Genomic DNA, 11335 nt, shown 5'->3' with positions numbered 1-11335 from the left:
AGTTCGATGGTCGTCATCGGCCTGGGCTTCTAGGGTCCGTAGCAGGGGCGGTGTCCCTTCCAAGAGTCGGCTGATCCAAGGAGTTGAACCTTGTCCACGGTTCCGGAGTTGTTCGAGTCGACTGTTGCCCGCTTCCCCGACCAGCCCGCGGTCATCTTCGGTGACACTTGTTTGAGTTACGCCGAGCTGAACACCCACGCGAACCAGCTGGCCAGGCGCTTGGTGGCCCTGGGAGTCGGGCCGGATTCCTTGGTGGCGGTGGCCATACCGCGTTCGGAAGATTTGATCATCGTGCTGCTGGCCGTGCTGAAGGCCGGCGGCGCGTATCTTCCGCTGGACCCGAACTACCCTGATGATCGGCTGGCGCACGTTATCGACGACGCGGGCCCCGTCCTGGTGATCCGGTCGAGCCGGATTCGCTGCCTGAGTGACGAGGTGGCCGACTACGTGATAGACGACCCTGAACTGCAGGCGGACATCCGAGGTGAGGCGACCGGCGACCTGACTGACGCTGAGCGGCTGTCTCCGTTGTACACATCCCATTTGATGTACGTGATCTACACGTCAGGCTCCACCGGTACGCCGAAGGGCGTGGCGGTGACTCATGCAGGTACGGGCGATATGCTCGCAACTCACGCGCACCGGATCGGCCCGGGCCCTGGTGACCGGGTGCTGCAGTGGGCGTCGATCAGCTTCGACGCCGCATTTTGGGACATCACCCTTGCACTTCTGTCCGGAGCCGCGCTGGTCATGGTGTCCTCAGACGACGTCCTGCCGGGAGACCCGTTGCGGGACACCCTGCTAAGGCACCGGATCACCCACGCGACCTTGCCGCCGGTGGCCTTGAGTGCCACTGACGCCGATGGCGTTCTGCTAGGCGGCACGGTGATGTCGACGGGCGATACATGTACGCCGGCCTTGGTCCGCAAGTGGGCACCCGGTCGACGGCTCTTCAACGGTTACGGTCCGACCGAGGTGACTGTCGGCTCCACCCTCAGCGGACCGGTCGATCCGGCTGTCGGCGAGATCACCATCGGGACGCCCTGGCTCGGCGAGACCGTCCAAGTGCTCGACGAGCGTATGCAAGAAGTTGCCGACGGCGCCGAAGGGGAACTGTACCTGGCCGGGCCCGGGCTAGCCCGCGGTTATCTCAACCGTCCGAGCATCACTGCCACCCGTTTTGTTGCCGATCCGCAGGGAGCACCCGGCAGTCGGATGTACCGCTCCGGCGACCGCGGCTCGCGTCGGACTGATGGAGAGATCCTTTTCTCGGGTCGCGCCGATGCACAGGTGAAGGTTCGTGGCTTCCGGGTCGAGCTTGCTGAGGTCGAGGCAGCCTTGGCCGGTCACGCCGCGGTCAAACTCGCCGTCGCTGCGGTGGAAGGAGAACTGGCAGACGCCCGTGTGGTCGCGTACGTGACGACGTCGCCGGGGGAAGAAGTGACCGAGCCGGAGCTGCGCCACCATGTCCGCCGTACGTTGCCGGATCACATGGTGCCGTCGACAATCACCCTGCTCGACCACCTTCCGACGACGCACAACGGAAAGATCGACCGGAAGGCGTTGCGACCGCGCCTCGTCAAGCCCCCTGCCGAACAGCTCAGCTGGCAGGAGGGTATGCCGTACGCCGATGTTCTGTGCGCGATCGTCGCCGAGCTCCTGGGCCTGCCGGTGGTCACCCCAGATCAGAACTTCTTCGAGATCGGTGGGCACTCTGTGCTGGCGACGAAGCTGGCCGCCCGGATCCGACAGGACCTCGGCACCAAGATCCCGATACGCTCACTCTTCGAGGCCGGCAGTATCTCGGAGTTGGCGCTAGTGGTGGAGAGGGCCGTCTCACCGACGGCTGAGACGGTCCGCTCACCGAAAGTTGACGGGCAAACTACTGTAGCCGAACAGGAAGTTCGAGTAGATCCGCGACGGATTGCCAGCTAGCTCGATTGAACGCACCGACCCCGCGAGCGAGGACAACAGGGCCCGCAGTTCCGCCCGGCCCAGAAACGCACCGACGCAGAAGTGGGGCCCGTGGCCGAAGGTGAGGTGCTTGCTGGACTTGCGTGCCAGGTCGAAGGTTCGCGGATCGGGGAACACTGTCTCATCGTCGTTAGCCGAGGTGTTCCACAAAGTGACGATGTCCCCGGCCCGGATCTTCTGACCGGCGATCTCCAGGTCGATGAGCGCGGTCCGGGCAAAGTGCATAGCGGGCGTGACCCAGCGCAGCACCTCCTCGACCGCGTCGTCGAGGGAGGCGGCGCCGGCCCGCAGCGCGGCCCACTGCCCAGGGTTCTCGGCCAGCGCTTTGACCCCTCCGATCGCTGACATCCGGGACGATTCATCGCCGCCCAGGATGAGGCTGTAGCAGTTCAGCGCGACCTCCTCGTCGCTGAGCAGCTCGCCGTCGACCTGCGTGCTCGCGATCATGGTGATGACGTCGTCGCCTGGGTTCTCCCGGCGATGCTTGGCGAGATCCATGAAGTAGGAAACGATGTCGTTGCGGGCGATCAGCGAGTCGAGGTCGTCAACCTCCTCGCTGTCCGCGGACAGGGCCAGCTTGTTCCACTTGAGCAGCTCGGCACGGTCGCCGTCGGGGATTGACAGGAGATCGCAGATCGTCGTCATCGGGATGTGCTCGGCGACCTCGGCGGCGAAGTCGAACGTGCCCACATCAACCACGCTGGCGACCAAACTCCGGGTGCGTTGCTCGACCCGCTCGACCACCGGTCCGAGGACCTTGGGGGAGAACGCCCGCAGCATCAGGTTCCGCAACTGCTGGTGGCGGGGGCGATCGGTGACGGCGAGCATCTTGCCGCTTGCGGAGTCGTTGCCGTGCAGTAGTACGTCGAGCACGGTACCGCGCGCCGAGCTCAGGAATTTGGCGTTGCGGTACGCCGTCTGTATGTCGCTGAACCTGGTGACTACCCAGAATCCCGGCAGGTCGCCGGGGGAGTCGTGCCAGTAGATGGGATGCTGCGACCGAATCTCCTGCCAGTAGTCACGAGGCTCGTGCCGAACAAACGTTGCCGGATCCGTGAGATCGAGAAACTCGCCAGCACCCACCTGCGTCTCCTTCAGCCGGACCTTTGTGCGGACAGCAATTGCCAGCGTGACTAGGCGATTCGTCGAGTCCGGGATGTCTTGCGTAGTTCCTTCACCGGTGACTGAGAGCCGAAAGATTTAAGCCTGGCCACCCGCAGAGGTGCAAGGCTCTGATTGAGCATGTCTGCTTGAGCGTTAGGTGGAGGTCATGACTCCTACCGGGGACCGAGGTTGGCTACGGTGGTCGAACGTCATCCCGCGGCCGGCGATCCGACTCGTCTGCTTTCCGCACGCCGGTGGTGCGGCCGCGAGCTATGCCGGCTTCGCGAACGAGCTGCCCGCCCAGGCCGAACTGGTGGTGGCCCAGTACCCGGGTCGTGGCGACAGGTTCGCCGAACCCGCCGTGGAGGATGTCCGGCGGATGGCGTCGTCCGTGAGCGCGGAACTCCTGACTCTCGAGCCCCACGCCCCGCTGCTGTTGTTCGGGCACAGTTTCGGCGCTTTGGTGGCCTACGAGACCGTGCTCGCACTGCAGCGCAGCGGAGTACGCCCGGTGCAACTCGTTATCTCGGCGTCGCCCCCGCCGCGGCTGGCCGGTGGAGGGGAAACGCATCTCCATGACGACGACGAACTGTGGTCGATCGTTTGCGGCTACGGTGGAGTCGACCCGGAGATTGCCGCCGACGCCGACTTGCGTGGGGTGCTGCTGCCGATTCTGCGCTCGGACATCAGGGCCAACGAGCTCTACGAACCGCCGGTGAACCCACCCTCGCTCGACTGTCCGGTGATCTGTTACCACGGCATCGGCGATCCACTCGTGAACGAGTCCGAGCTGGTCGAGTGGGGCGAAGTCACCAATGGGTCATTCTCCGTACGTCGTCGCCCGGGTGGGCACTTCCACGTCTTCTCAGCAGTCGGTGACCTGCTCGAGGACGTCTTCGCCGACGTAGCGATCGATGGTCTGCGGCGACGGGCGGTGTCGTGAGCATCGCCGAGCGGGTCAACGCCGACCTGCTCACCGGTACCCCTATGGGCCGGTTCGCGAAGACGACGGAGTGGCCCGCCTACTCGACCCGGACTTCGCCGGCTGGATCATCGGTGCAGCTACCCGTGGTGCGTGATCGCACGACTTCATCCGCCTGGCAGCAGTGTCTCGACCTGACAGTGACCGCGCAACTGACCATGAGTTGGGGACCGAAACGATGAGCCATCCGCCTATTGCCACAGCGATTCCGTCGTCGTCGCTGCACCAGATCTTTCGTGCCGCCGACGCCCGCGCGCTGGCCACCGGGTCACCGGTGACCAGACTTCACGTCGGAGAGCCGTACTTCACCTCCCCTCCCGAGGTCGCCGAGGCGATCGCGGAAGCTCAGCGGGCCGGCCGGACGTCGTACACCGATGTCGAAGGTCTTCCGGAACTGCGGCGCGCGTTGGCTGCGAAGCTGAAACGGGAGAACGGCGTCGACGCGCCGATCTCGCGAATCTTCGTTACGCCGGGCTCCTGTCAAGGACTGCAGGCGCTGTTGCTGTCGCTGGCCGAACCGGGGACCGAGATCCTGCTTCCTGATCTGCACTGGCCGATCCATGTGCAGCAGAGCCTGCTCGCGGGGCTGCGCCCGGTGTTCTACTCACTCGACGACAGGTACTTCCCGGACCTCGAATCGATCGCCGAGAGGTCGGGACCCAACAGCCGGATCCTTCTGGTGAACTCGCCGGCCAATCCCACCGGCGCGGTACTGGACGCGGACCGGATAGAGGGTCTGCTCACACTCGCGCGCGATCGTGGATGGCACGTGATCAGCGACGAGGCATACGAGCACTTCGTGTACGAGGGCGACCATCTGTCCCTGGCGGCAAGTGAACGCCAACTGCCCGTGGAGAAGCGGATTGTGCACAGCGTCTTCACCTTCTCCAAGAGCCTGGCGATGACGGGCTACCGGCTCGGCTACGTCGTGCCGGCGACGGACGAGGCAGCCGCCGGGATGAGGGTGGTGCAGGAGGCTGGCATCATCGCTCCGCCGACACCGGTGCAGTACGGCGGAATCGCGGCGCTGCAGATGCCCGATGTTGCAGCGGCGAACCGCAAGTTGGTACAGCAGAACAGAGACACCGTGTTGCCCGCACTTCGAGACGCTGGCCTGATCCGCGAACTGCCAGCCGGCGGGTGGTACGCGATGGTGGATATCAGTAGCACCGGTCTGGGAGCAGAGGCCTTCTCCGCGCAGTTGCTCGCGGAACATAGTGTGGCCGTTGTTCCCGGCTCGGGGTTCGGATTACGTCCGCAGCTTGATGATCGAGGCGCTCTGGTGGCGATGGACACCGATTCCCATGCGGACAACCTTGTGCGGATCGCCTTCTGCGTGGATCCAGAGGCTCTCAAGTCGGGTGTGGACGCACTTCTTGCCTTCGTTGACGAGCGGAGGGCGCGGTGAACTCATGAGCTGCTGTTCCAGGTGGAATACGCGACCGACCTCTTCGACAGGTCGACCGTGGAGGCGATCGCGGCATGCTTCGCCAGGGCCGTCGGGCAGATCGTGGCCGATCCGGTAAAGCGGATCGTCCTGGAGTGCACGCACCAAGAAATGTACTGGCCCGACAATGCGGCTGAGATCAGTCGCATTGTCAACGGGCTGTCGACCAACCTCAACTCGGGAGCTGATTCATGACTGTGAACCCCTTCGATGACGACAACGGTGAGTTCTTCGTACTGGTCAATGACGAGGGCCAGCACTCACTGTGGCCGACGTTCGTCGACGTTCCGGCCGGCTGGCAGGTCAAGTTCGGTCCGGCGGCGCGAGCCGAGAGCCTCGCCTATGTCGACGAGAACTGGACCGACATGCGGCCGCGAAGTCTGCAGGAAGCGATGGCGGCCGACAAGGCGTAACGCGGCGAGCAGCCGCGCTGCCCCGGACCGTCCAGGATTGGATGCGTATACCGGTCAGGTCCGTAGAAGTGCGATCAAGGCGGGTCGGGCATGGCTGCTCGCGACGTGAGTGACGTCTGGGCGAGTGCTGCCGCCCGGGCGGGCCGGTCATGCTGCCGCGACGACTCACGTGCCAAGTGCCGGTGGAGTTTCTGACCGATGAGCAGACGGAGTCGTACGGCACGTTTCGAGTGGAGCCGACTCATCCGGAGTCGGAGCGGCTGCGCCGGCCGCGGACGCGCTCGACCGGGACGGCGATGGCGCGGGCGCTGGATCGGGTCAACGAGATCTCCGGGTTCGGGCTGGGGAGAGTGGATGTGTCGCGGGTGCCGGTGAACCGCCTGTCCACGCTGGCGCGCTATGGGATGGCCAGCAAGGCTGCGGCGCTGGAGCGGGCACCGGAACCACGGCGGATGGCGCTGGTGGCCGCGGTATCCGGAACCTGGAGGCGGCCCGCGATCGACGACGCGCTGGATTTGTTCGCGCTGCTGATGGCCACGCGGTTGATCTCCCCGGCGCGGCGGTCCTCGGAGAAGGAACGGCTGGCGAACCTGCCGGGCTTGGAGCTTCCGTCTGCGTTCGGCTGGCGAGGTCGAGGTCCTGGACGTCGACCCTGCACACGCGGACGAGCGGTGGCGGGCCAGGATCGGCATCGTCCTACAGTCCTGGCGCGACCACGGGACCTGGCAGGTGACAAGTACGCCCAGACCTACCTCGGCGGTCTCCTACTCGCAAGCACGATAGTAGGCGTGTCTCTTAATTCTGGGAAGCGGTGCGGCAGATCATGATCGTAGCGCGTGGCGGCCCCGTGCCATTGGTTCACGTGGCCGAATGCCCGCTCGATGGTGTTGCGCTACCACCGCCACCCTCACGCGCACGACGATCCCGGGCACACCAGTTGCCCAGCGTGCCCTCGTTGACCCCCAACTCCCGCGCCACCTGCGCGATCGGCCCGCGGGCGAGTTCTCAGCTGGGCACCGAGCGCCGGCGTCATCGTATGGATGATGCCGACAAGTGGTCTTGTCCCACAGGCCGGCCATGGTCCGGCGGACGACCACTTTACGGTAGCGTCTTCAAGAAGGCCACCAGGCTACGGGCCTGAACGTTGACGTAATGGCTGTGCCTCAGCAGTTCGGCGAGCTGGCCCGCGGCGACCCAAGTGTAGTCGGCAGGCAGTAGCTTGGGGAGCGTCTCGTCCGCCTCGATTATCATGTACTGGCTCGCCGCGTTCCGGAACCGGCCACCTTCTTCCGAATGGGAAGCGGCGTAGCGAATCCGCTCGGGGCCGGCTGCCATGACGTAGTCCAACAGAAACGGTGCGTTGCCCGGAGCGTAGTTGGCGGGAACGCATTGCACGGTGGGGCCGAGCTCGATGGCGCCGAGGAAGCCTGCCTCCATCGTCGCGCGGACCAGAACGTGCAGGACGCTGCGGAACTCCGTGACGACGAAAGCCACGATCCCGTAACCGTGCTGCTCGATCAGCGGTTGGTGCCAGCTCGACACCTCGCGGCTACCCGCGCGAACCGACACCCCCACGACACTGAAGAACCTGCCGTCACCTCGCGTGATTTCCCAGTCGGTACGGTTCCACTCGGGGAGGTCGGTCAGGCGCACCCGTTGTGCGTCGAGTTCGCTGTCGACCTGCCGTTCGGTGAGCCACCTCAGCAACGCGTGCGTGCTTCGGTGCGCGCCGGGCAGGGTGGCGTCACGCGACCACGCGGGCACCGAACTCGCCGGCAGGCAGGACAGCACCGTCCGCGAGTCCATGTTGACGACGTAGTCGCGAGCCAGAAGTTCGTTGATCTGGCCGAGAGTCAGCCAGCAGAAGTCGTGTCCGACCTCGACGTGGTCAGCTACCTCGACAACCATGTTGCGATTGCGCTTGCGGTAGAACCACGAACCGTGCTCGGACTGAAGCACGTCGACGATCACCTTGCCGCGTCGCGGGCCGATGAAGTGGTGCAGGTAGGCCACCTCGTTGCCGCCGTGCGCCCTGCGGTAATTGCTCTTCGTGGCCTGCACCGTCGGCGACAGTTGCACGAGGTTGACGTTCCCCGGTTCCATTTTCGCCTGCATGAGGAAGTGCAGGACGCCGCCGAACCTCTTGGCGACGATGCCAAGGATGCCGATCTCCGGCTGGTTGATGATCGGCTGGTGCCACTCCGGCACCGCTCCGTCCGTCGCCCGCACCCGCAACCCTTCGACCGTGAAGAACCGGCCGCTGCGGTGGGTCAGATTGCCACTGTCGTCGGCGAACGTCCAGTGATCGAGTTCGTCGAACGGGACACGCGAGACCTCGAAATCGTGGGCCACAAAGCGTTCTGCCAGCCAGTCGTCGAACTCGACGGTGGACAGGTGGAATCCACGCGTCGTGGCCGCCGACACGGCGAGGTCCGCGGCGATGTCGGCCTCCGATCCCTCCTGCTCCAGCGGGCTCGCCATCACCGCTCCCGACCGTCGATGCGCTCCCGCACGCCGACGTACAGCGCGCGCTTGCTCAGCGGGCCGGCGATGTGCCACGCGGGGGAGCCGGCGCAGGCGAAGGCGTCAAGGTCCTCCTGCTCGGTCGGCAGCACCACATCGGTCTGCGGACCGGCGCCGGCGAGTTGCATCGACACGAAGACTCCTTCCGAACAGGAGCCGACCGAGGTCATCCGCTCCCGGTCGACCCACGAAGAGGCGAAAACGTCGCCGACTGCGGCAAGTTCGTCCGCACCCAACGTCGGCTGGAGGATATTGATCACGCTGTGCGCCTCCCTGGGCACGGAGCCTGTCGATCCGGTGCTTAGAGTGTGCGCTCGGGCGTTTGGCAAAGTCGTCTTCCCGAATGCGTCGCGTGACCCGAGCCGCACACGGTGGTCGTCGCATCATCCGCTCGGCGGCCGCGCCGAGCGGATGTCGCGGGTCGCCCAATCCGAACGGCAGATCGAAGTGATGACCGAGCGCGAAAGATCTTTGTGGACATTCCTGATCGGACTGGTGCGCGCAGACTCGGCGGCCGTCAGACCGATCGCGTCGCCGATGTAGACCGAACGAAGCGGTTCGAGTTCGTACAAGCCGCCGGGCAGTGTCGCACCCCTGACCAACTCGGCTTCCTTCAACGGTTCGGGGAGCCAGTCGCGGGTCAGGCACATCACCAAGACATCGACCGGCCCGGGTAGCGCGGCCAGCGTCCCACACGGCCCGTGGCGGATCTTCTTGCGGTTTGCCTGAGTTCCACGCCTCGGTGGACCGGATTGCTTCACTATTGCTCTCGTTGTTCGCCGTGCTGTCGCGGATCGTTCCGGCGTGTCTAACCTTGAATCGTGGAAGAGACATCGGAGTATCACGCCTACCTGGCACTCGACGAACTACTGTCGATCCAGCGTACGCGGACGGGCGAGCCCGACGAGCTGCTCTTTCTCGTGACGCACCAGGTCCACGAACTTTGGTTCAAACTGATCCTCCACGAACTCGCCAGGTTCCAGGACCAGCTGGCCGACGGCGCCGACGGCGCCGCCCTGCGCACGCTGCAGCGCACCGCGGCGCTGGTTCGTACCGTGGTCGCCAACGCCGACGTGATGGCGACGTTGACGCCGCGCCAGTTCAACGGCTTCCGGCACGCACTCGGCGGCGGGAGCGGGGCGCAGTCCACACAGTTCAGGCGTATCGAAGCCGTGCTCGGCAGGCGAGATCCGCAGATGTTCGAGTACTACCGGGTCGGTGCTGGTGAGCACGCCGAGCTCGAGCAGCTTCTACGTCGGCCGACCGTCTTCGACTCGCTCGCCCATTTCCTCGCCGACCGCGGGTATCCCATGCCGGACTCCCTGCTGGACCGCGACGTGTCTAGGCCACCTGCTCCGTCCGAGGACGTGCAGCAGGCCCTCCGGAAGGCCTACCTCGAAGACGGCGTGATAGCGCAGATCTGCGACGCGCTCATCGAGGTCGACCAGTGCTTCCAGCAGTGGCGCTACCAGCACGTGCAGTTCGTCGCGGCGATCATCGGCGACAAGGCCGGCACCGGCGGATCGCCGGGAATCTCGTACCTGCGTTCGACCTTGTTCCACCAGCTGTTCCCCGACCTGTGGGCGATGCGCAGCGAGCTGTGACGGCCGTTCGCAATGCGGGAGACGCCATCCCGGAACGCCCCGGGAAACGATGTCTTGACGCAAGGCGCCCTTCGATCCTGTCCAGGCCGAGGCCACCGAGGAGGCCATGGTGACGCTCCAGCCCCCCACCCACGACGAACTCGTCGATCGGGCGACGAAACTCGTTCCACTGCTCCGCGATCACGCCCAGTGGACCGACGAGAACCGGCGCCTGCACGAGGAGACGATCGAGGCCCTCGCCGCGGCGGGCGTCTTCAAGATGCGGATCCCGGCCCGCTACGGCGGCTACGAGTGCGACACCCGCACCGTGGTCGACGTCGCGGCCGAGCTGGGCCGCGGTGACGGCGCCGTCGGCTGGATCGCGTCGGTGTGGTGGATCCCCGGGTGGATGGTGGGCATGTTCCCCGACGCCGTCCAGGACGAGGTCTACACCACCGAGAACGTCCGGGTCTGCGGGACGCTCAGCCCCACCGCCATGGCCGCGAAGGCGCCGGGCGGCTATGTCGTCAATGGACAGTGGGGGTTCATCAGCGGCGCGCTGCACAGCCACTGGCAGGTCGCGATCGCGGTGACCCCGAACGCGAGCGGCGAGATGGAGCCGATCGTCGCCCTGATCCCGATGGCGGACCTGGGAATCGTGGACGACTGGAACACCACCGGCCTGCGCGGCTCCGGCAGCGTCACCACGGTCGCCGAAGACGTGTTCGTCCCCGCGGAGCGCACGCTGCCGCTGATGGCGCTGCTGACCAACCAGTCCGCCTCGGTCCTCAACGCGGACATCGACATGTACCGCGCCCCGCTCGCCGCGCTGGCCTCCGCGTGTTCGGTCGGCAACGTGGTCGGCATGGCCCGTGCGGCGTGGGACTGCTTCACCGACCGGATGCCCGGCCGCAAGATCACCTACACCGACTACACCGACCAGCGCGAAGCCACGATGACGCACCTGCAGGTGGCGGAGGCCAGGGTCGCGATCGACGAGGCCGCCTTCCACGCCTACCGGGTCGCCGACCTCGTCGACGCGAAGGTCGCCGACCACAGCGAGTGGTCCACCGAGGACCGGGCCCTGGCCCGGATCGCCATGGGCGCCACCTGCAAGCGCGCGCTGGAGGCGGTCGACGCGCTCTACGTCGGCAGCGGCGGCTCGGCGATCTTCTCCAGCGTGCCCATCCAGCGCACCTGGCGCGATCTGCACGCGCTCACCCAGCACGCCCTGAACACGCCGCACATCCTTTACGAGATCTACGGCCGGGTGCTGTGCGGCCTCGCCCCGAACACGCAGTTCTTCTGA

13 protein-coding genes and 1 pseudogene are annotated in these 11335 nt (G+C 65.8%); 9 read left to right on the top strand and 5 right to left on the bottom strand.

The window, feature by feature from the left end; genetic code table 11:
• Nucleotides 1-90: 90 nt before the first annotated feature.
• Nucleotides 91-1935: a non-ribosomal peptide synthetase gene (locus ACFPLC_RS07975; protein WP_378195864.1), complete on the top strand. Its 1845-nt coding sequence runs from the start codon at nt 91-93 to the stop codon at nt 1933-1935.
• Here ACFPLC_RS07975 and ACFPLC_RS07970 read toward each other — a convergent pair.
• Nucleotides 1861-3057 carry a cytochrome P450 gene (locus ACFPLC_RS07970; RefSeq protein WP_378195861.1) on the bottom strand — a complete coding sequence of 399 codons (1197 nt, stop codon included), beginning with the start codon at nt 3055-3057 and terminating at the stop codon, nt 1861-1863. The genes ACFPLC_RS07975 and ACFPLC_RS07970 overlap by 75 nt on opposite strands.
• Nucleotides 3058-3244: 187 nt before the next feature.
• On the opposite strand from ACFPLC_RS07970, the gene ACFPLC_RS07965 reads away from it, so the two are divergent.
• The 6 genes and pseudogenes from ACFPLC_RS07965 to ACFPLC_RS07940 all read left to right on the top strand — a co-directional run.
• Complete coding sequence (locus ACFPLC_RS07965) at nt 3245-4021, top strand: thioesterase II family protein (protein WP_378195858.1); 777 nt, start codon at nt 3245-3247, stop codon at nt 4019-4021.
• A complete protein-coding gene (locus tag ACFPLC_RS07960) occupies nt 4018-4242 on the top strand; it encodes a hypothetical protein (RefSeq protein ID WP_378195856.1) in 225 nt (74 codons plus the stop codon). Before ACFPLC_RS07965 ends, ACFPLC_RS07960 begins: the two co-directional genes overlap by 4 nt.
• Nucleotides 4239-5468, top strand: a complete 1230-nt coding sequence (locus ACFPLC_RS07955) for a pyridoxal phosphate-dependent aminotransferase (RefSeq protein WP_378195853.1) — start codon at nt 4239-4241, stop codon at nt 5466-5468. Before ACFPLC_RS07960 ends, ACFPLC_RS07955 begins: the two co-directional genes overlap by 4 nt.
• A 21-nt stretch (nt 5469-5489) precedes the next feature.
• Entirely contained in the window at nt 5490-5702 is a 213-nt protein-coding gene (locus ACFPLC_RS07950) for a hypothetical protein (protein ID WP_378195850.1), read from the top strand.
• Entirely contained in the window at nt 5699-5920 is a 222-nt protein-coding gene (locus ACFPLC_RS07945; RefSeq protein ID WP_378195847.1) for an MbtH family protein, read from the top strand. The genes ACFPLC_RS07950 and ACFPLC_RS07945 overlap by 4 nt, the downstream gene beginning before the upstream one ends.
• A 606-nt stretch (nt 5921-6526) precedes the next feature.
• Nucleotides 6527-6652 (top strand): annotated as a pseudogene (locus ACFPLC_RS07940) (ABC transporter ATP-binding protein); the annotation flags it as partial.
• 126 nt (nt 6653-6778) lie between these two features.
• Here the strand turns inward: ACFPLC_RS07940 and ACFPLC_RS07935 are convergent.
• The 4 genes from ACFPLC_RS07935 to ACFPLC_RS07920 all read right to left on the bottom strand — a co-directional run bounded on the left by ACFPLC_RS07935 (nt 6779) and on the right by ACFPLC_RS07920 (nt 9204).
• The gene (locus ACFPLC_RS07935; RefSeq protein WP_378195845.1) at nt 6779-6898 is read right to left on the bottom strand and encodes a hypothetical protein; all 120 of its coding nucleotides are present in this window, start codon (nt 6896-6898) and stop codon (nt 6779-6781) included.
• Nucleotides 6899-7018: 120 nt separating this feature from the next.
• Nucleotides 7019-8401: an NDP-hexose 2,3-dehydratase family protein gene (locus tag ACFPLC_RS07930; RefSeq protein ID WP_378195842.1), complete on the bottom strand. Its 1383-nt coding sequence runs from the start codon at nt 8399-8401 to the stop codon at nt 7019-7021.
• Complete coding sequence (locus tag ACFPLC_RS07925; RefSeq protein WP_378235751.1) at nt 8401-8703, bottom strand: hypothetical protein; 303 nt, start codon at nt 8701-8703, stop codon at nt 8401-8403. Before ACFPLC_RS07925 ends, ACFPLC_RS07930 begins: the two co-directional genes overlap by 1 nt.
• Before the next feature lie 123 nt (nt 8704-8826).
• Nucleotides 8827-9204: a hypothetical protein gene (locus ACFPLC_RS07920; protein ID WP_378195836.1), complete on the bottom strand. Its 378-nt coding sequence runs from the start codon at nt 9202-9204 to the stop codon at nt 8827-8829.
• A 60-nt stretch (nt 9205-9264) separates the two neighbouring features.
• On the opposite strand from ACFPLC_RS07920, the gene ACFPLC_RS07915 reads away from it, so the two are divergent.
• Together ACFPLC_RS07915 and ACFPLC_RS07910 are read left to right on the top strand one after the other, a co-directional pair.
• Entirely contained in the window at nt 9265-10047 is a 783-nt protein-coding gene (locus ACFPLC_RS07915; protein WP_378195833.1) for a tryptophan 2,3-dioxygenase, read from the top strand.
• Between the two features lie 106 nt (nt 10048-10153).
• Nucleotides 10154-11335, top strand: coding sequence for an acyl-CoA dehydrogenase family protein (locus tag ACFPLC_RS07910; protein WP_191307021.1), 1182 nt, complete (start codon nt 10154-10156; stop codon nt 11333-11335).

The sequence above is a fragment of the Amycolatopsis plumensis genome (assembly GCF_042652605.1).
GTDB classification, from domain to species: domain Bacteria; phylum Actinomycetota; class Actinomycetes; order Mycobacteriales; family Pseudonocardiaceae; genus Amycolatopsis; species Amycolatopsis plumensis.
The sequence above is the reverse complement of the archived record's forward strand: the minus strand, read 5'-3'. Positions and strand labels throughout refer to the sequence as shown.